This window comes from Allobosea sp. P5_A5, from assembly GCF_056400625.1.
The window spans coordinates 256,477-276,100 of the sequence record NZ_JBFUKY010000002.1 but is presented as its reverse complement, the minus strand read 5'-3'; the positions used below and the strand labels follow the sequence as shown (position 1 = coordinate 276,100).

Sequence of the window (19,624 nt, the reverse complement as noted above, 5' to 3'; positions counted from 1 at the left end):
CTTAATGTGCGACTAAACCCTCTCCCCTACGCGGGAAAGGGTCGGGTTGACGGTCGCGCCATGTTTGCCGTCATTGCGAGCGCAGCGAAGCAATCCAGGGGCCGTAGAGCTCGACGTGCCCTGGATTGCTTCGCTGCGCTCGCAATGACGATATGAATAGCTAAACTACGAGCCCCTGCATCGGCTTGAGATCGACCGTGCCGGGGAACACCTTTTCGGCCAGCACCGGCCCCGACAGCCCGAACAGATCCGCGACCACGCCTTTGGCGACCGCGCGGATATCGGTCGTCGGCTTGAGGTCGCGGTTCTGATAGAGCTGTTCGGGCTTCAACCCCGGCCAGTCGGCGATCATACGCCCGCCCTTGACCGCCCCGCCGACCAGGAAGGCGACCGTTCCGGTGCCGTGGTCGGTGCCGGTCGTGCCATTGACGGCCGCCGTGCGTCCGAACTCCGTCACCACCATCACGACCGTATCCTTCCAGACCGGCGAAAGACCCTGCTCGAAGGTCGCAAAGGCGCCGTCGAGCCCGCCGAGCAGGGTGGCCAGTCGGCCCTTGGCACCGCCCTCGTTCGCGTGGGTGTCCCAACCCTCGAAGGCGAGCGCGGCAATGCGCGGCCCGTCATCGGCACCGACGAGTCCGGCCGCCCCTTCGGCGATGCGGCGCATCCCGTCGGCGCTGTCGGGGCCTCCGCCGCCGCCGGGCTTGCCGTCCATGCCGCGGCGCTGCGCCAGCCCTTCCGTTTCGATCGCCTGCTGCAGAGCCGCCGCGAGACCCGGGTCACGCTGGCCGTAGAGATCGGCGAGCCGCATGGTGAGGTCGGCCCCGGCCCGCGCCATGCGCGGCGGCGCCCAGCCCAGCACGGGCGCATCGCCCCGCACCACCAGCGGCGGCACGACGCCGACACCGAGCACGCCCTTGCGCGTGATGCCTTCGCCGGCCGGCAGGCTGCCGAGCAGGCGGTTGAGCCAGCCCGTCGCCGTATGTCCCGGGCCCGGCTGGCCGCTTTCCAGCACGTCCTGCCCGTCGAAATGCGAGCGGTCGCGATAGCCGGTGGAGGCGGCATGGACGATTGCCGCCTGTCCCGATTTGTAGAGACGCGCCAGGTTCGGCATCGCCGGATGAAGGTAGAAGAAGCCATCGAGCGGCAGCGCCGCCTCAGGCCCGTCCTTCGCCAGCGCAATACCCTCCCGCAGGCCGGCATAGCCGGGATCGCCGATCGGCGGCACGGCGGAAAGCCCGTCGAGCGCGCCGCGAAGCACGACCACCACAAACCGGGGATCGCGCGCGCCCGCTGCCGCATAGGCGAATTTCGGCACGAAGGACCAGGCGAAGAGCGCGCCGGCGGCACCGAGCACGGCACGCCGCGAGGGCGTCATCCGTTCGCAGTCGTCATCGTCGTCATGAAGGTCCATCGGCATCACCTCCTCTGGAATTCGGGCGACATCAGCAAAAGCGCGATCGCCTGCGGCTTGCTTTCCGCGCGTGCAACCGCCTGTCGGGTCTCCGGCGACAGGATCGGCCCAAGCGTGTCTTCGGCGAGCCGCCGAGGATCGGCAACCGCATTGGCAGCTTGCCGCCCCCATCCGGCAGCGACGTCGATCCGCGTCTTCAGACCTTCGGCGGAGGCCCAGGCGGCATTGCTGTCGGCATAGCCGTTCGGCCCGCCCGGCTGCCAGAAAGGCTGTGCCATCGCACTGAGGGGGCCGTTGACCTGTCCGAAATCTGGCTGGCGGCCGAGCCCGCGATAGGAGGCGAGCAGGAATTCCTGCGGCGAGCGCACTTTGGTCGCCGGGGCTTTCCAGGCTTCGTCGGACCCGAGCAGAGCGCGATAGATCGCCGGCAGATCGCCGCCGCTGCTTCGGAAGGTGGTTTCCAGCAGGCCGACCAGCCTCTGTGGCGGATCATCGGAGACGAAATGGCGCACGAGCTTCGTCGCGATGAAATGCGCCGTCGCGGGATGACGGGCGAGATCGGCCAACGCCGCGACGCCCTGCGCCCGGCCCGGTTGATCGTAGGAGCGGCCGAGAAGCGGCGTCGTGCCGGGCTCATGCAGCCCGGCATTGAAGGCGAACGAACCGGGAAAGCCGAGCACGCCCTCGCGCCCGACCACGGTCCACCCGGTGATGATGCGGGCGAGATTGGTGCATCCGCCTGAGAATACCCGCCGGAGACGCCGAGCGTGTGCAATTCCATGATCTCGCGGGCAAGGTTCTCGTTCAGGCCTTTTCGCTGACGTCGCCCGACCGCCGAATTCGGCCCGATCGACTGGCGGTTGTCGAGAAAATCGAGCATTGCCGGATGGCTCTCGGCCGCGATCAGCAGGTCCTCGAAGCGCCCGAACACATGCGGACGGATCGCCTCGCGCTCATAGGCGCCGGCCATGATCCGGCCGATATTGCTTTTGGTCGCGCCGATACAGAAATGGTTCGACCAGAACATCACGAGCCGTTCGCCAAACCCGGTCTCGGCTGCGAGCGCCAGATCGACCCGTGCCTTCACCTCGTCGCGATAGGTCCGATAGCGCAAAGGCGGCTCTGCAGGGGCCGGCTTTGCAAGGGGAGGCTTGTCGGTCGGCCCCGCTCCATTCGAGGCCCCCATGGTGGGCGCGGCAGCCTGGGCGGCGGGTGATGGGACGGGCCCGGGTGCCACTCCAACCTGTGCCGGACTGGCGGAGGCGACCGCCGTCGCCCCGCGTTTCGCCTCGCGCTCGACCTTTTCCTGATCTTCGAAGGCGTACAGCGCCTTGCCGATTTCGGCGGCGCCGGAATAAGGCACACCCTGCGGCTGCGCGGCCGGCCCGGCTCCGATTTCCGCAAGCAACCGATCGCGCAGGCCGCGGAAGGCGGCTTCCCCCTGCCCGGCACGCGGCCCAAGGCCGAAGCGCTGGAGGGCAATGCCATTCGCCGTCAGGTCACCGGGTTCAGCCATCGGCAAGGTCTCCGCTGCGAGCGCCAGACAAATTCCACGCGAACTATGGCGAAATCCCGAAGCCTTTCATGACAATTACGTAAGGTCGCGCAAAGGCCTAAGCGCTAGACCACCACCGTAATCGTCTCGGCCGCCCGCGTCAGCCCCGTATAGAGCCAGCGCGCCCGGTGCTCGCGGAAGGCAAAGCTCTCGTCGAAGAGCACGATGTCGTTCCACTGCGAGCCCTGCGCCTTATGCACTGTCAGCGCGTAGCCGAACGTGAATTCGTCAGTGTGCTTGCGCAGCTCCCACGGGATCTCTTCCTCGGTGCCGTCGAAGAAGTTCGGCATCACCGAAACCTTCACGACCTTGCCGCCGCTCTCCTCTTCCGGCTTCACGCGCATGGTCACCAGCCCCTTCTTCGAGGTCTTGATTTCCTGGACGATCCAGGAGCCGCCATTGAGCAGGCCCTTGCTCTTGTCGTTTCGCAGGCAGACCAGCTTCTCCCCGGCGACCGGGTTGGTCTCGGTGCGGCCCATCAGCTGGCGGATGCGGGCATTGTAGTTGCGCCGCGTCTTGTTCATGCCGACGAGCACCTGATCGGCCGTCATGACGATCTCGGGATTGATGTCGCCGCGTCGTATCACCCGGCTCGGGCCGTATTCGCCGAGGTCGAGCCGCCCGCCCTCACGCACGACCATCGACATCCGCACGATCGGGTTGTCCGCCGCCTGGCGATGCACCTCGGTCAGCATCACATCGGGCTCTTGCTCGGTAAAGAAGCCGCCGCCCTTGACCGGCGGCAGCTGCGCCGGGTCGCCCAGCACCAGCACCGGCGTGCCGAAGGACAGCAGGTCGCGCCCAAGCTCCTCATCCACCATCGAGCACTCGTCGATGACGATCAGCTTGGCCTTCGCGGCGTTGCTCTCGCGGTTGAGGACGAAGGTCGGGCTCTCTTCGTCGACCCCGCGCGAGCGATAGATCAGCGAATGGATGGTCTGCGCCTCGCCCGCGCCCTTGTTGCGCAGGACGAGCGCGGCCTTGCCGGTATAGGCCGCAAAGACGACATCGCCGTCGACCGCCTCGGCAATATGGCGCGCCAGCGTCGTCTTGCCGGTGCCGGCATAGCCGAACAGGCGGAAGACCTGGGGTTCGCCAGCCTGAAGCCAGCGCGCGACCGCCGACAAGGCGGCATCCTGCTGGAGCGACCAGCTCATCGGGACAATCTGAGAAAGGACATCGCGCAGATGGGGCAGAGTCGCTCGACGATGGCAAGTCCCGCGCCGGGCAGGCCAGTCAGGCCGCGCGCAACCTCGCAACGAAAGCGCCTGCTTCCATCTGCAGCGCTGCGATACGTTGGACCAGCTCGCGCGCGCTGAGCGCGCCCATATCGGCCTGCCCGACCGATTGCAGATTGGCTTCGGCGATCTCGGCCATCGCGAGCGCAGCCGTTCCCGTCACCTCGGAAATGCGCGAGACGGTATCACTGAGCGAGCCGAGCAGCGTCGCATTGGAGCCGACCATCACCGTGATCTCGGTCGCGGCCTGTTCGACATCGCCAATGCTGGCGCCGATCGTGGCGATGGCGGTTGTCGCGTTGGACAAGGCGTCGTCGACCTGCGCGATGCGACGCACGATCACCGAGGCGGCCTCGCTCGTCTGGCCGGCGAGCGCCTTGACCTCGGCGGCGACGACCGCGAAGCCACGGCCATGCGCGCCGGCGCGCGCGGCCTCGATCGCAGCGTTCAGCGCGAGAAGATTGGTCTGGCGTGCCACCTCCTCGATGATCCCGATCACATCGCGGATCTGCGTGGCCTTTTCAGTGAGCCGCGTGACGAGCTGGTGGGTTCCGCTGGCCTGCTGCGTCGCCGCGCTGGCCATTGCCGAGACCCGGCCGACCTCGGTTCCGATCTGGCCGACGATCAGCTCCATCTGCAATGCCGCCTCGGTGGTCCGATTGGCGTCGTCGCCGGCCCCCGTGACGGAGGCCGCCGCGATATCCGAGCTTTTCGAAACCTGGGTGACCCGCACCGCCGAATCCTGCAGCGCGGCCCGCAGCACTTCGCTGGCCTGGCCGATCTCGGCGAGCAGCAGGCCGAGCCTCGACTCGAATTCATCCGCGATCCGCGCGAGTTCGCGGCTGCGGGCCTGCTGATGGTCGCGCGCCAGCCCCACCTCGGTCTCGTGCGTCATCAGCGTGGCACGAACCTCGCTGAGCTGCCTGACGATCCGGGCCAATTGACCGATTTCATCGGAACGGCCGCAATGCGGCACCGCAATTACCTCCTGCGACGAGGTCGCTTCGCGGATCGCGCTCATCAGATCGCGCAGGGGCCGGGTCAGATGCCGCCGCAGCACGAACAGCGCCACCAGCCCCCCGGCCAGCGGCAGAAGCAGCGCGATCGTAATCGTGCGATGTCTGACATCCTCGGCACGGATGCTCGCGAGCGCGGTCGCCCCGGCCGCGCTCTGCGCAAGGGTATCGCGGATGGCGGAAGTCGCGGCGATGATCTGCGTGGCGTTCTGTCGGGCCTCTTCGGCGCTGGCTTCGAGGAGTGCCGCCTTTGCGGAAACCCGTCGGCCGATCCCGACGATATCCTGCTGGAACGAAATGAAGGTGCGGAGCCGGGCATCCAGCGTCGGGTTGGCCTGGCGAAGGTCGGCCGGCAAGGCGTTGATGAAATGCGCCCGCGCGGAATCGACCAGCTCGGCCGCCGCATCGAGCTTTTCCAGCGTCGCCTCGATCTCAACGACAGGCGCATCGGCATCGAGGCGCCCGAGCAGCGAGGCATTGGCGACGCGGCTGGCCAGCAGCGACGCGGAGCTTGCGAGCGCGATGCTGGAAAACGCCTGACGATCGATGCTGCGCACGTCGTCAAGGCCGCGCAGCACGCTCAGAAGCCCGGCCGCGGCAGCCAGACTCAATAAGGCGAAGAGCATCATGATCTTCGCCGTCAGTCCAAGTCGCCGCATCGTCCGCCACCGTCACTCTGCGGCAGCCTCTTGGCACATCCGGAACGAACGCCAGGTTAATGACCCGATGATAACTGCAACAAAATCAGATCATTAGCCGGTTCAGCGAGGCGCGGCGGGCAGGTCTTTCAAGCTTTGGCCCTGCCATAGCCGCCCGCTGTCGGCGTAATGACGGTCACCGCCTCGCCGGCTTGCAGCAAGGTCTGGTCGGATGGCTGCAACTCCTCGACTGCGCCCGACAACCGCCGCACCAGCGTCCGGCCAAGTTCGCCGGGCTCCCCGCCCTTCGCCCCGAACGGTCGCACCTTCCGATGCGAGGCGAGGATCGCGCAATCCATGGTCTTTCGGAAGCGGATGGTGCGCGAGGTGCCGTCGCCGCCCTGCCACTCGCCCTTGCCGCCCGAGCCGGCGCGGATGTGAAAATCCTCCAGCACCACCGGAAAGCGCGTCTCGAGGATCTCGGGGTCGGTCAGCCGCGAATTGGTCATGTGGACATGCACGCCCGCCGTGCCGTCGAAGCCCGGTCCCGCTGGCGAGCCGGAGCAGATCGTCTCGTAATACTGATATTGATCGTTGCCGAAGGTGAGATTGTTCATCGTGCCCTGCGAGGCCGACATCGCGCCCAGCGCGCCGAAGAGGGCGTTGGTGACGGCCTGCGACACCTCGACATTCCCCGCCACCACGGCTGCTGGATAGCGCGGCGACAGCATCGATCCCTCGGGCACGACAATCCTGATCGGCCTGAGGCACCCGGCATTCATCGGAATGGCGTCGTCGACCATGACGCGGAAAACATAAAGGACAGCCGCGCGAGTGACCGGAGCCGGCGCGTTGAAATTGTCCCCGCGCTGCTCGGATGTCCCGGTGAAATCCACCGTCGCCTCGCGCTTCTCGCGATCGATGGTGATCCTCACCTTGATGGCGCAGCCCTGGTCCATCGGATAGGTGAACTCGCAGTCGTGCAGTTTGGCGAGCAACCTGGCGACACTCTCGGCCGCATTGTCCTGCACATGGCCCATATAGGCCTGCACGACGCCGAGGCCGAAGGAGCCGATGATCTTGCGCAGCTCCGCGACACCCTTTTCGTTGGCCGCGATCTGCGCCTTCAGATCGTTGACGTTCTGCACGACATTGCGGACCGGATAGCGCGCGCCGGTCAACAACTCGACCAGCGCCTCCTCGCGGAAGCGGCCCCGATCGACGATCTTGAAATTGTCGATATAGACGCCTTCCTCCTCGATCGTGGTCGCGAGCGGCGACATCGAGCCTGGCGCGGTGCCGCCGATATCGGCGTGGTGGCCCCGGCTCGCCACCCAGAACAGGATCTCCTTGTCCTTGGAGTCGAAGACCGGTGTGCAGACCGTGATGTCCGGCAGATGCGTGCCGCCATTATAGGGCGCGTTGAGGCAATAGACGTCGCCAGGCTGGATCACTGGGTTATTGGCGATGACGGTTTCCACGGAGCGATCCATCGAGCCGAGATGCACCGGCATGTGCGGCGCATTGGCGACAAGCGCGCCGGTCTGGTCGAAGACGGCGCAGGAGAAGTCGAGCCGCTCCTTGATGTTCACCGAATAGGCCGTGTTCTGCAGCGTCACGCCCATCTGCTCGGCGATCGACATGAACAGGTTGTTGAAGATCTCGAGCATCACCGGATCGGCCTTGGTGCCGATCGCGGCTTGCTGCACCAGGGCCTCGGTCCGGATCAGGACGAGATGGTCCTTGGCCGTGAGCTTGGCGCTCCAGCCCTGCTCGACGACGACCGTCTGGTTCGGCTCGATCACGATCGCTGGCCCGGCGATGGTCTGGCCACGCTTCAGCGCCGCCCGCCTGACCACTGCCGCGTCGCGCCAGGCGCCGTTCGAGAAAAACCGGGCCCTCTCCGCCACGGCGGGTTCGCCCGCCTGCTCGGCCGCCTCCGGCTCCTCGAATTTGGCGCCGCCGCCGACCGCCTCGACCTCGACGGCCTCGACCACGAGCGCCTTGGTTTCGTCCATGAAGCCGAAGCGCGCCTTATGGGCGGCCTGGAAGGTGTTTGTCATCGCCTCCGCTTCGCCGGCCGGGACGGCGATCGCCGTGTCGGTTCCCGCATAGCGAATATGGGCGCGGACATGGACGGCGATGTCACCCTCGGCGACGCCCTGCCCCGCGACCTCCGCCCGCGTCTCGGCGGAAAGCCCGCCGGAGACAGCCTCGATCGCGCTTGGCGCTGCGCCATCCACGGCGACGTCGAGCGCCGTCGTCCGCGTCGCACGAATTTCCGCCAGCCCCATGCCATAAGCCGAGAGCAGCCCCGAAAAAGGGTGCAGCAGCACGGTCTTGATGCCGAGTGCATCGGCGACCAGGCAGGCATGCTGCCCGCCGGCCCCACCGAACGAATTCAGCGCGTAGCGGGTGATGTCGTAGCCCCGCTGCACGGAGATTTTCTTGATCGCCTCGGCCATGTTGGCGACAGCGATCTGGATGAAGCCGTCGGCGACCTCTTCCGGCTGGCGTCCGTCGCCGACCACCGCCGCGAGGACAGTGAACTTGTTGCGGACGATCGCGACGTCCAGCGCCTCGTCCTGCCCCGGCCCGAAGATCGCCGGAAAGTAGGAGGGGATCAGCTTGCCGACCATCACATTGGCATCGGTGACAGCCAGCGGCCCGCCACGCCGATAGGCCGCCGGCCCCGGATTGGCACCAGCCGAATCCGGGCCGACGCGGAACCGCGCACCGTCGAAATGCAGGATCGAGCCGCCGCCCGCCGCAACCGTGTGGATCAGCATCATCGGCGCGCGCATGCGCACGCCCGCGACTTCCGTCTCGAAGGCGCGCTCATATTCGCCGTCGAAATGGGCGACATCCGTGGACGTGCCGCCCATGTCGAAGCCGATGACCTTGTCGAAGCCGGCAGACCGGCCGGTCTCCGCGAGGCCGACGACGCCGCCAGCCGGGCCCGACAGGATCGCGTCCTTGCCCTGGAACAGCTCTGCCGCCGTGAGGCCTCCCGACGACATCATGAACATCAGTCGCGCGCCGGTCCGCGCGATATCCAGCTCGTCCGAGACCTGGCTGACATAGCGGGCCAGGATCGGCGAAAGATAGGCGTCGACCACCGCCGTATCGCCGCGTCCAACCAGCTTGATCAGCGGCGACACCTCGTGGCTGACCGACACCTGAGGGAAGCCGATTTCGCGGGCGATACGCGCCGCCGCCTGCTCATGTGCGGCAAAGCGATAGCCATGCATGAAAACGATGGCGACCGCGCGGACGCCGGCGCCGTACTGCGCCCGAAGGGCGTCGCGCACCGCGCTTTCGTCGAGAGAGCGCTCGACCGTGCCGTCCGCGAGCACCCGCTCCTCCACCTCCAGCACATCCTCGTAAAGCTGCTCAGGCTTGACGATCTGCTTGGCGAAGATGTCGGGACGCGCCTGGTAGCCGATGCGTAGCGCGTCGCGGAAACCCTTTGTCGTGACCAGAAGCGTGCGGTCGCCCTTGCGCTCCAGCAGCGCATTGGTCGCGACGGTGGTGCCCATGCGCACCTCGCCGATCGCGCCGGCCGGGATCGGCTCGCCAGCCTTCAAGCCGAGATGGTCGCGAATGCCCTGCACCGCGGCGTCGCGATAGGCCCCAGGATTCTCCGACAGCAGCTTTCTGGCATGAAGCCCCCCGGCAGGATCGCGCCCGATCACATCGGTGAAGGTGCCGCCACGGTCGATCCAGAAATCCCAGCGTGACGTCGACATGCCCAGTTCCTCCGCGTCGCCAGCCTCCAGACCGGATGCTGACATTTCATCGATAAATCGTCGCCGTTCTGTTGACAAGCGAGTGCGGGATTCTATCTTCGAGACCTTTGGATCAACCTGTCGAAGCCGAGGACCGAAGCGATGAGCACATGCGGGGCTACTCGGCGATGATCCGCGAGAATCAGCCCGGCGAGCCGGGCGTCCAGATCGGTCCGATCGTGTCGTCCGGCCATCTGGCCGCCGGTGCGATGCCGGCTCTGTCGGAATTCGAGTTCGCGCTGAGCATGACCGTGCACGCCTTCCAGCGCTGGATCGTTCGCGGCATGGCGGCAGCAGGCCTGCCCGATCTTTCGCCGCTCGACGTGATCGTGCTGCACAACGTCAATCATCGCGGCAAACCGAAGCGGCTTGCCGACATCTGCCTCGTTCTCAACATCGAGGACACGCATCTGGTGAACTACGCGCTGAAGAAGCTGGAGAAGCTCAAGCTGGTGAAATCCGCCCGAAAGGGCAAGGAAAAGACCGTCGCGATCACGCCTGCCGGCGAAGAGGCCTGTGTCCGTTACGCACAGATCAGGGAGCAGTTGCTGGTCGGTTCGGTCCTGGGCTCCGGCGCGGACGCATCCCGCCTGTCGCAGATCGCCGCAACGATGCGTTCGCTGTCCGGGCAGTACGACCAGGCCGCCCGCGCGGCAGCGAGCCTCTAGACCGGCTGTCGCGGTCTGCGCGTCGGGACGCGGCGTCTATGCGGCCGCGATACCCTGCATCAGCGCATTCCCTCATGTGAGAGCCGCGCTTGTCACGGCAGCGACATTCGCCCACAGAGAGCCCCCTTCCGGCCGGATTCCATGCTGCATTCCCGCAATAGCTCGCTAGCCGGCATCGCCATGATGCTGCTCGGCATCCTGCTGTTCTCCGTCAATGACGTGATGGGGAAATGGTTGGTCGCGACCTATTCCATCGGTCAGGTGCTGCTGATTCGCAGTGTCGCCGGGCTGCTCGTGCTGGCGCCTTTCGTCGTGGCGCAAGGGTGGCGGCGTACCTGGCGGCCCGAGCGCCCTAAGTTACAGGCGCTGCGCGTGCTGTTCGGCTGCGGCGATGTCGCGCTGTTCTACGCCGCGGTCAGTCATCTGCCGCTCGCAGACACCATGACGATCTGGCTTGCCGCACCGGTCTTCGTCGTCGTGCTGGCGGCGATCATCCTGCGCGAGCGTGTCGACGCAGCGCGTTGGGGCGCAGTCGTCGTCGGCTTCGCCGGCGTCGCGGTAGCTTTGGGCCCGACCGGCGCGAGCCTTTCGGCGCCTGCCGGCATGGCCGTGCTCGGCAGCTTCTTCTTTTCGGCGATGATGATCGCAGGGCGCCAGTTGCGCGGCACACCCGACGTCACGCTGGTCGCATGGCAGACGGTCGGCGCCGCACTCGTCGGCCTTGCGCTCGTTCCCTTCGGCTGGGTGACGCCGAGCCTGCGCGACATCGCCTTGCTGGCGCTACTCGGTATCATGGCGATGGCGGCGCATCTTTGCGTGACCCGGTCGCTGAAGTTGGCCGAGGCGTCGGTGGTGGTGCCCTATCAATACACCCTGATCATCTGGGCGCTGATCTTCGGCTGGCTCGTCTTCGGCGATTGGCCGACGCCGGCGATGTTGACAGGCGCGGGGCTGATCATCGCCGCCGGCATGGCGCTCCTGATCCTCGAACGGCGTGCCGCCGCCAGACCGTAAGCCTCGGATTCGGCGATCGTGAGCGCCGCAGTCGCGACCGATCGCTTGATTCTTCGCGCTCGCACGGCCATCGTGAACGCCAAACCTTTTTTGCCTTGATGAGGCCGATTCTCATGTCCCGTGCCTGGCTCTCCGCCGCTCTCATGTCCCTCGCCTGCCTGACAGGCTTTGCCGCCGATGCGGCGAGCCGACGCTACGTCGCGCCGCCCGACCGCGCGGAGGAACGCATCATCGCGATGTATGGCAACCTACCCGGTTGTGCCGATCCGGCTGTCCTCGGCGACGTGTCGAGCTCGTTCGGCTCGCGGGAGGCCAAATTCTGGGGTCCGCTCGAGACGATTGCTTATGATCGGATCGGCGAACTCGGTTTCCGGCCCTGGGGCGACGACACCATTCCGCGACGCTTCTGCACGGCGCGCGTCCTGCTGAATAACGGCGTCTTCCATCGCGTCGATTATTCGGTGCGCGAGAATCTCGGGCTCTTCGCCCGCGGCTGGAACGTCAACTGGTGCGTCGCAGGCCTCGATCGCGAGCGCAGCTACGCACCGAACTGCAAGATGGCCCGCCCCTGAGCCACCCGCGCATGGCCCGGCTCCTTCGGCGGCTCTCGCTCACAGCGCTCGCTTGCCTCTCCCTTGCGAGCGCGGCTCAGTCGCAAGGATTCGGGCAGCGCGGCAGCGCCACCGGCGATTTCGACTTCTATGTGCTCGCGCTGTCCTGGTCGCCGGGCTTCTGCCAGCTCGATGGCGGGAACGGCCGCAACAGGGAGCAATGCGGCGACGGCGCCAATCTCGGCTTCGTCGTCCACGGGCTCTGGCCGCAATACGAGCGCGGTTATCCCAGCGATTGCGGTCCAGCCGGCCGCTCTCCCTCGCGAATCGCGCTGGAAGAAGCAAAGGGCGTCTACCCGACCGAGGGGCTGGCCCGCTACGAGTGGCGCAAGCACGGCACCTGCTCGGGCTCCAGCCCGTCCGACTATTTCCGTGACGCCAGGCGCGCCAGCGACAAGGTCGCGGTTCCCCCCGCGCTCGCCAAACCTCAGCGCGAACAAAGTTGGACGGCGATCGATCTCGAGCGCGCCTTCGCCGCCGCCAATCCGGGGCTGCGTACCGACATGATGTCGGTGAGCTGCAAGCGCGGCGTTCTGCAGGAAATCCGTATCTGCCTCAGCAAGGATCTGCGCGACTTCCGCTCCTGCCCCGAGGTTGATCGTTCCGGCTGTCGCGCTCGCGAATTCAGCGTGCCCGCGCCGCAATAGTCCGAGCGGCGGCTGTTGCCTCCGGCGTCGCGGCGGCGGATAAGCGCGACATGAATTATCGTCACAGCTTCCATGCCGGCAATTTTGCCGATGTGCTCAAGCACGCCGTCCTGGCGCGCATCCTGATGCATCTCGGCGCCAAGGCGACGCCTTATCGCGCGATCGACACCCATGCCGGCAGCGGGCGTTACGATCTCGCCGACGACGATGCCTCCCGCACCCATGAGTGGAAGGACGGAATCGCCCGGCTGGACCGATCGCCTTTGAGCGCCGGCGCGGAGCAATTGCTGGTGCCCTATCGCGAGGCGCTGGCAGCGATCCGCGCGGAGCATGGCGCCGACGCCTATCCCGGCTCGCCCTGGCTATGCCGTCACGCAATGCGGCCGTTCGACCGCCTGATCGCGGCGGAACTTCACCCGCAAACCTACCAGAAGCTCGCGGAAACGCTCACGCGCGACAAGCGCTGCAAGGCGCTCGCCATCGATGGATGGACCGCGCTTCGGGCCAATGTGCCACCCATCGAACGGCGCGGCGTCGTCCTGATCGACCCGCCTTTCGAAGTCGCGGATGAATTCCAGATGCTGACCCAGCAATTCGTGGCGGCGCATCGCAAATGGCCGACCGGCACCTACATGCTTTGGTACCCGCTGAAGGACCGGGATGCGGTCGCTGCGATGATCGACGATATCGCCGAAGCGGGCGTCGGTAAGTTGCTGCGGCTGGAGATCGACGTCGACCGGCCGGATGCCGCCGGCGGTCTGAGTGCAACGGGCTTGCTGATTGCGAACCCGCCATGGCGGCTCGCGGAAGAATGCGAGACCCTGCTGCCGGCTTTGACCGAGCGGCTCGCGCAAGGCCAGCGCCCGCGCTATCTATGCGAGGCGATACGGCCGGATGGCTGATCGCGCCCGCCTTCCTCGTTTCCACGGATGCTGACGATGCTCGTATTGCGCTCCTCCCCGGCCTCTCCCTTCGGCCGAAAGGTCAAGATGGCGGCGATCGAACTCGGGCTGATGGACAGGATCGAGATTGTCGTCGCCGATACGAACGACCCGAACGAGGCACTGCGGGAGCAAAACCCGCTCGGCAAGATCCCGACGCTGGTGCTCGATGACGGGACGACCCTGTTCGATTCGCGCGTCATCGTCGATTATCTCGACCATCTCTCCGGTGGCGGAAAACTGGTCCCCAACGGCGAAGCCCGTTTCGCGCAGCTCCGGCTTCAGGCCCTGGCGGACGGCATCGCCGATGCCGCGCTGCTGAAGGTCTATGAAGGGCGCTTCCGTCCCGAGGCCGAACACAACGCCAGCTGGGTCGCTCACCAGGATGGCAAGGTCGCGCGCGGCCTGGCGTCGCTAGAAACGAAGCCGCCGCATTTCGAAGACCGGCCGAGAATCGGCGAAATCGCGCTAGCTTGCGCGCTTGGCTATCTCGATCTGCGCTTCGCCGGGAGCTGGCGGGCCGCCTATCCCGCGCTCGTCGCTTGGCTCGACGATTTTGCAGCCCGCGTGCCGGCTTTCGAAACCACCCGGTTCAAGGGCTGAGGCGCAAGCCTGCCCCGATCGAGGGCAGCCCACCCGAATCTCACCGGACCAACAAATCTCATCGCTAAAAGGGGGGCGGCGCCATCAGGCGAGCGCCCCCCTTTTTCTGTTGCTGCGGACGACGCGCAATAAAAAACCCGGTGGCCAAAGGCCACCGGGTTGTTCTGACTTCCCGAAGGAAGCTGGATCAGAACTTGTAGCTCAGACGGGCGCGGACAACCGAGAAGTCGGTGCCGACCTTCGTGCCGACCGTGTTCGTCACGCGCTTCTCGCCGAGATCGACGTAGAGGTACTCGACGCCGGCGATGATGTTATTCGTCACGGCGTACTCGAGACCACCGCCGACGGCGAAGCCGCCGGTGTGGGTCTTGTCCGACGAGAAGAACGTGCCGGGGACGGTGGTCTTGACGTTGCCGTAAGCCCAACCACCGGTCACGTAGGGCATGAACCGATCGAAGGCGAGGCCGGCGCGAGCGCGAACGGTGCCGAAGTAGTCGGTCTTGACGCGCAGAGCATTACCGAAGGTGTTGCCGGTGCTCAGGTCAGCGCCCTGGATGTCGCCTTCGACGCCGAGGACGAACTGGCCCATCTGGTAGTTGTAGCCAACCTGGCCGCCGCCGACGAAGCCATCGAGGTCGCCGGTCTGGGTGATGTTCACGCCGCCATTGGTGTTCACGTTGCCCCAGCCGTAGCCGGCGTTACCACCGACGTAGAAACCGGTCCAGGTGAAGGCGGGAACGTAGATCGGAGCCGAAACCGGGCCCTTGCGCGACGGCAGGTCGGCGGCAGAGGCGGCGCCAGCGGCAACCAGTCCGAGAGCGGCAACACTCGCGAGCAGATACTTCTTCATGACAAACTCCTAGTCATCGCTTTGCCGGGGGGCCCGGCGGGTGATTTCGATGTCATCTGTATAGTACCGGTTGCCGGCTTTGTCTGTTGCACCGGAAGCACAACCACTTTGCGAACCACGGCAGAAATGCGGCACGAATGGGATAACTGGATGCAAACTCGTAAAGACGGGTTAACCAACGGGAACGCGGAAGGCATGGTAAACCGAATACTAACGGAACACGATTTGATACACGCGGAACAATGGATGATCCGCCGGTTAACGCGAGAGTTCAGCCAAGGTTCCGCCATAAAATCAAAAGGCATTGAAAGAGCCTTCTTGCCGCTGCCCTCCCCCCATGCTTAACCCTTGAAAACAAACGGATCGAACGGATTTTGGCGTCGCTCTCCATCTTCATCATCGCGCTCGACGAGGCCGATCGCATCGGCCGCACGATAGAGGCCGTGCGCGGGTTGAGCGACGACATTGTCGTAGTGGATTCGGGCTCGACCGACGGTACGCAGGCGCTGGCTGAATCGCTCGGCGCCAGAGTGATTTTTCATGCTTGGCCCGGCTACGGACAGCAGAAGCGCTTCGCCGAAGAGCAATGCCTGAACGACTGGCTCCTGAATCTGGACGCCGACGAGGTCGTCCCGCCCGATCTTGCCGCTGAGATCGCCGCTCTCTTCGCAAATGGCGGACCCTCGCTCGATGCCTACAAGACCCGAATCGCCGAGATCTTCCCCGGCGAGAGGGCGCCGCATCGCTTTGCCTATGCGCTGGCACCCGTGCGGCTGTACCGCAGATCGAAGGGCCGCTACTCGCAATCGCCCGTGCATGACCGCGTCGATCTGGAGCCCCAGGCGCGAATCGGCAAGCTCAAGGGCACCATCCATCATTTCTCCGTCCGGTCGCTCGGCGAGCAGATGGAGAAGCTCAATGCCTATAGCGATGCTCAGGCCGACGACCTCGACGCACGCGGCATCACCGTCTCGGGGTTTCGGCTGGTCGCCGAATTCCCGGCTAATTTCGTCAAGGCTTATATCGGCCGTCGTCACGCCCTGCGCGGCCTCTACGGCTTCATGACCGCGATGAACTACGCGTTCTATCGCTACCTGCGCGCCGCCAAGCATTGGGAGCGGCGGCTGCGCCGCCACTCCGGCATCGACACGGTGAACGGCAGCAAGGACCCGTCGAGCCGATAGGCGACCGACTCAGACGGCGCCGTCGGGGCGGTAAGCCGGCCGGCCGCTCGCCAGCGCCGAATCGAGCAACTCGAGCCGGTCCTGTCCCCAGAAGACCTCGCCATCGAGGACGTAGCTCGGCGCACCGAAAACGCCCAGTTCCACTGCCTCGGCCAGAGTAGCCTCGTAGCGCTGGCGAATGGGCTCTTGCCCGGCCTGCTCCAGCAGCGCCGCGCCGTCGAACCCCGCCCGGTCGGCACTCCCCTTGACGGCTGTGGGCGCGCGCATGTCCTCCTCGCGCGCCCAGACACCGGCCATCACGTCGGCGATGAAGGCCTGCGGATCCTTCTCCGACATCAGAAGTGCGATCGCGACACGGTCGGCCAGCGATGCATCGAACGGGAAATAGCGCGGCTGCAGAACGAGCGGCACATGCCGCTGCTCGCGCCACCGCTGCAGATCGACCAGGCGGTAGCGCTGCCGCACCGGGTGTCGCGCCGCCAGCGGCACGCCGCCGGTCTCGTCGAAGACCGAGCGCAGCGGCATCGGCTTATAGTCGATCGCACAGCCATGTTTGCGCGCGATCTCGTGGAAATAGCCATTGCCCAGATAGGTCCAGGGCGAGTGCAGAGAGAAGAAATACTGGATGGTGCGGGACATCGTGCCTCTCGAATCAGCCAAGCGTAATCGCGGAGATCAGCCGCCCGTAATCGGGCTCGCCCCGATGCGTCGTGCGGCGATAGCTGAAGAAGCGCTGTTCGTCGCCATAAGTGCACAGATCCATATTTGCGAAGCGTCCGATCCCCGCCTCCTGCGCCTTCAACCCGATGAAGGCGGGCAGGTCGAACATCGCATGCGCCGCGCGCTCCGACGCGGTGAAGAAGCGCGCATAGGTCGCGTTTTCCGCCTTGAAGCGCTCGATGAACTCCGGCCCGACCTCATAGGCCCTGGCGCTGATGGTCGGGCCCAGCACCGCAACGATCCGCTCGCGCCGTGCGCCCAGTTTTTCCATCTCGGTCACCGTAGCGCCGACGATCCCGGAGAAGGCGCCCTTCCAGCCGGAATGCGCGGCGCCGATGACCCGAGCCTGACTGTCGGCGAAGAGGATGGGCCCGCAATCGGCTGTCGAAATGCCCAGCGCGACATTCTGTGAGACCGTCACCATCGCGTCGGCCTTGGGGCGCTCGCCCTGCCACGGACCCGTAACGATCGCGACATCCGCGGAATGGACCTGCCAGAGACTGACCAGATGATCCGGCGCGACGTCGAGATGCTGCGCCATCCGCGCCCGGTTTCCAGCGATGGCCGCCGGATCGTCGTTGGAGCCCAGCCCACCATTGAGCGAGGTGTAGATCCCCTCGGAAACACCACCCTCGCGGGTGAAGAAGGCGTGGCGGATCCCCGTTTCCGCCGCGAGTTCGTCCGAGGTGATGAACATGGCGTCGTCCCGTCTGGCGCGGCCGAAAACGATGGCCGTCAGTCCTGCTCTGGCAGCCGATGAAGGTCAAATCCAGGCAGCGGCGGCAGGGCGGGGTGGGCCAGCGCGACGACCTTGAACAGGTCCCCCATCGCCGTCTTGCCGGCGGCCGTCAGCCGGTCGAAGGCCTGCGCGATACTCTCTTGCTGCGCAGAACTAGCGCCTTGCGATAGTTTTCGGGCTCGCTCAGCAAGGCCCAGCCCGAGGAGAAAGTCGCGCTGCGTCGCCGGCCCGCTTAGCGCCGCGCCAGCTTTGAGACCCGCATCGCCGATACGCTCGAAATCGACATGCACCGTCAGGTCCGCCTCGCCCGGCTCGGCCAGCGGGTCGACGAAGGCATGGCGCTTCACCGCCTGCAGCGTGTCGCCGAAACCCGAACGCGTCGAGCCGTAATCGATGAACAGGCAGGCGCCCCCCTCAGTGGCGAGATGCTTGGCGATCTGAGCGGTGACGCCGAGCGCCACTGCTGGCTGCTCGAACACGTGCCCGATCGGCGCCGCAAGCTTCAGGCTGCCCTCGAGACTTTCAGTGAGCCCGAAAGCCAGCTCCCCCGCATCGTCCAGTCCGATCAACCTTTCGCGCCAACCCCGCTCCGTCATCACGAACTGGTCGAGCGGCAAGGCGTCGAGGAATTCGTTGGCGATGACGATGACGGGCCCAACCAGCGCCGTGCTCGCCGAATCGTGCCACATCGGCTCGATGCCCTGGAGCGCAGTGGCCTGTCGCGCGCGCAGCGCCGGGCTCGTCTCGACCAGATGCACGCTCAAGGCGTCGTGGAAGCCGGGCACGATCTGCGTCGCGCGCAAAAGATCGGCCATTAGGGTGCCGCGGCCGGGGCCGAGCTCGGTCAGGCGGAACCGGGAGGGTGCGCCCATCGCCTGCCAGGCATGCGCTGCCCAGAGCCCGATGAGCTCGCCGAACATCTGGCTGATTTCGGGCGCAGTCGTGAAGTCGCCGGCCCGCCCGAACGGGTCGCGGTTGATGTAGTAACCGTGGCGCGGATGGCCCAGCGCCAGCGCCATGTAACGCGAGACCGAAAGCGGGCCCTCCTGCGCGATCAGGCGGATGATTTCCGCCTTCAGCGCACTCAAGCCTCGATAGCCTGCGGTCGCCTGGCTCGAATGACCAGGACAAGGCCGGCCAGGAAGAGCGGCGCAGATAGCAGCATGCCCATGGTCAGCCAGTCCGTGCCGAATAAGAAGCCGAGTTGGGGATCGGGCTGGCGGAAGAACTCACAACTCGTGCGGGTCACGCCATAGCCCATGCCGAACAGCCCGGCGACGAAGCCAGGGCGCTTCAAGCCGCCCAGCCGCACCACGATCATCAGGGCCACGAGCAGGAACAGCCCCTCGCTGAAGGCCTCGTAGAGCTGGCTCGGATGGCGCGGCACCGGCCCGCCATTTGGGAACACGATCGCCCAGGGAAGATCCGGTGCCGTGCGCCCCCAGAGCTCGCCATTGACGAAATTGGCGATGCGGCCAAGGAACAGACCCAGCGGGGCCACAGCGGAGCCGAGATCGAGCGCGGAGAGCGGCGGATAGCCGCGGCGCCTTGCGAACAGCCAGAGACCCACGGCCGCGCCGACAAGCCCGCCATGGAAGGACATTCCGCCCTTCCACACCGCGAAAATCTCTAGCGGATTGGGTAAATAATAGGCGAGATTATAGAACAGCACGAAGCCGATCCGACCGCCGAATACGACACCAATCGCGGCGAAGAGCAGAAAATCGTCGAGCGAAGCTGCATCCGGCCGGGCCCGTCCACCCCAGAGCGCGTCACTCGCCACGAGCCGACGCGCATACCACCAGCCGCCGAGCAGTCCTGCGACATAGGCAAGCCCGTACCATTTGATCGAGAGCGGCCCGAGCTGGACCGCGACCGGATCGATCATCGGAAAAGGAATGGCGAAAACGGGCATAGGGCAGTTCCGGTGACAGGCGCATGGTGATGGCCGCGCGCCCCTCGAATGGTCAAGGAAAAAGGCCGGCAGATGGCCGTCGC

17 protein-coding genes and 1 pseudogene are annotated in these 19,624 nt (G+C 66.0%); 7 read left to right on the top strand and 11 right to left on the bottom strand.

Annotated elements, in window-relative coordinates:
• Positions 1-160: 160 nt before the first annotated feature.
• The 6 genes and pseudogenes from AC1DR6_RS04905 to AC1DR6_RS04880 form a co-directional block, all read right to left on the bottom strand.
• Positions 161-1,414, bottom strand: coding sequence for a DUF1501 domain-containing protein (locus AC1DR6_RS04905; protein ID WP_476828067.1), 1,254 nt, complete (start codon positions 1,412-1,414; stop codon positions 161-163).
• Between the two features lie 5 nt (positions 1,415-1,419).
• Complete coding sequence (locus AC1DR6_RS04900; protein ID WP_476828066.1) at positions 1,420-2,112, bottom strand: DUF1800 family protein; 693 nt, start codon at positions 2,110-2,112, stop codon at positions 1,420-1,422.
• A gap of 95 nt (positions 2,113-2,207) precedes the next feature.
• Positions 2,208-2,930: pseudogene (locus AC1DR6_RS04895) on the bottom strand (DUF1800 family protein); the annotation flags it as partial.
• A gap of 104 nt (positions 2,931-3,034) precedes the next feature.
• Positions 3,035-4,126: an ATP-dependent DNA helicase gene (locus AC1DR6_RS04890; RefSeq protein ID WP_476828065.1), complete on the bottom strand. Its 1,092-nt coding sequence runs from the start codon at positions 4,124-4,126 to the stop codon at positions 3,035-3,037.
• 79 nt (positions 4,127-4,205) lie between these two features.
• A complete protein-coding gene (locus AC1DR6_RS04885) occupies positions 4,206-5,852 on the bottom strand; it encodes a methyl-accepting chemotaxis protein (RefSeq protein WP_476828064.1) in 1,647 nt (548 codons plus the stop codon).
• A gap of 158 nt (positions 5,853-6,010) precedes the next feature.
• Entirely contained in the window at positions 6,011-9,610 is a 3,600-nt protein-coding gene (locus AC1DR6_RS04880) for a hydantoinase B/oxoprolinase family protein (RefSeq protein ID WP_476828063.1), read from the bottom strand.
• 149 nt (positions 9,611-9,759) lie between these two features.
• Here AC1DR6_RS04880 and AC1DR6_RS04875 point away from each other — a divergent pair, with 149 nt between their 5' ends.
• From AC1DR6_RS04875 to AC1DR6_RS04850, 6 genes are all read left to right on the top strand, one after another.
• A complete protein-coding gene (locus AC1DR6_RS04875) occupies positions 9,760-10,317 on the top strand; it encodes a winged helix DNA-binding protein (protein ID WP_476828062.1) in 558 nt (185 codons plus the stop codon).
• Positions 10,318-10,458: 141 nt separating this feature from the next.
• Positions 10,459-11,331 (top strand): DMT family transporter, encoded by an 873-nt coding sequence (locus AC1DR6_RS04870; protein WP_476828061.1) that lies wholly within the window; start codon positions 10,459-10,461, stop codon positions 11,329-11,331.
• Between the two features lie 113 nt (positions 11,332-11,444).
• The gene (locus AC1DR6_RS04865; RefSeq protein WP_476828060.1) at positions 11,445-11,903 is read left to right on the top strand and encodes a hypothetical protein; all 459 of its coding nucleotides are present in this window, start codon (positions 11,445-11,447) and stop codon (positions 11,901-11,903) included.
• Between the two features lie 11 nt (positions 11,904-11,914).
• Positions 11,915-12,589, top strand: coding sequence for a ribonuclease T2 family protein (locus AC1DR6_RS04860; RefSeq protein WP_476828059.1), 675 nt, complete (start codon positions 11,915-11,917; stop codon positions 12,587-12,589).
• Positions 12,590-12,639: 50 nt separating this feature from the next.
• Positions 12,640-13,491 (top strand): 23S rRNA (adenine(2030)-N(6))-methyltransferase RlmJ, encoded by an 852-nt coding sequence (locus AC1DR6_RS04855; protein ID WP_476828058.1) that lies wholly within the window; start codon positions 12,640-12,642, stop codon positions 13,489-13,491.
• Positions 13,492-13,527: 36 nt separating this feature from the next.
• On the top strand, positions 13,528-14,133 hold the full coding sequence (locus tag AC1DR6_RS04850; RefSeq protein WP_476828057.1) for a glutathione S-transferase: 606 nt from the start codon (positions 13,528-13,530) through the stop codon (positions 14,131-14,133).
• 187 nt (positions 14,134-14,320) lie between these two features.
• Here AC1DR6_RS04850 and AC1DR6_RS04845 read toward each other — a convergent pair whose 3' ends face one another.
• Entirely contained in the window at positions 14,321-14,983 is a 663-nt protein-coding gene (locus tag AC1DR6_RS04845; RefSeq protein WP_476828056.1) for an outer membrane protein, read from the bottom strand.
• Between the two features lie 371 nt (positions 14,984-15,354).
• Here AC1DR6_RS04845 and AC1DR6_RS04840 point away from each other — a divergent pair, with 371 nt between their 5' ends.
• Positions 15,355-16,167, top strand: a complete 813-nt coding sequence (locus tag AC1DR6_RS04840) for a glycosyltransferase family 2 protein (protein WP_476828437.1) — start codon at positions 15,355-15,357, stop codon at positions 16,165-16,167.
• 9 nt (positions 16,168-16,176) lie between these two features.
• On the opposite strand, the gene AC1DR6_RS04835 is transcribed toward AC1DR6_RS04840, so the two are convergent.
• The 4 genes from AC1DR6_RS04835 to lgt are packed head-to-tail and all read right to left on the bottom strand — an operon-like array spanning position 16,177 to position 19,541.
• A complete protein-coding gene (locus tag AC1DR6_RS04835; protein WP_476828055.1) occupies positions 16,177-16,806 on the bottom strand; it encodes a DsbA family protein in 630 nt (209 codons plus the stop codon).
• A 13-nt stretch (positions 16,807-16,819) separates the two neighbouring features.
• A complete protein-coding gene (gene pgeF / locus AC1DR6_RS04830) occupies positions 16,820-17,584 on the bottom strand; it encodes a peptidoglycan editing factor PgeF (protein WP_476828054.1) in 765 nt (254 codons plus the stop codon).
• 38 nt (positions 17,585-17,622) lie between these two features.
• The gene (locus AC1DR6_RS04825; RefSeq protein WP_476828053.1) at positions 17,623-18,714 is read right to left on the bottom strand and encodes a class I SAM-dependent methyltransferase; all 1,092 of its coding nucleotides are present in this window, start codon (positions 18,712-18,714) and stop codon (positions 17,623-17,625) included.
• A complete protein-coding gene (gene lgt, locus AC1DR6_RS04820; protein WP_476828052.1) occupies positions 18,711-19,541 on the bottom strand; it encodes a prolipoprotein diacylglyceryl transferase in 831 nt (276 codons plus the stop codon). The genes AC1DR6_RS04825 and lgt overlap by 4 nt, the downstream gene beginning before the upstream one ends.
• Positions 19,542-19,624: the final 83 nt, after the last annotated feature.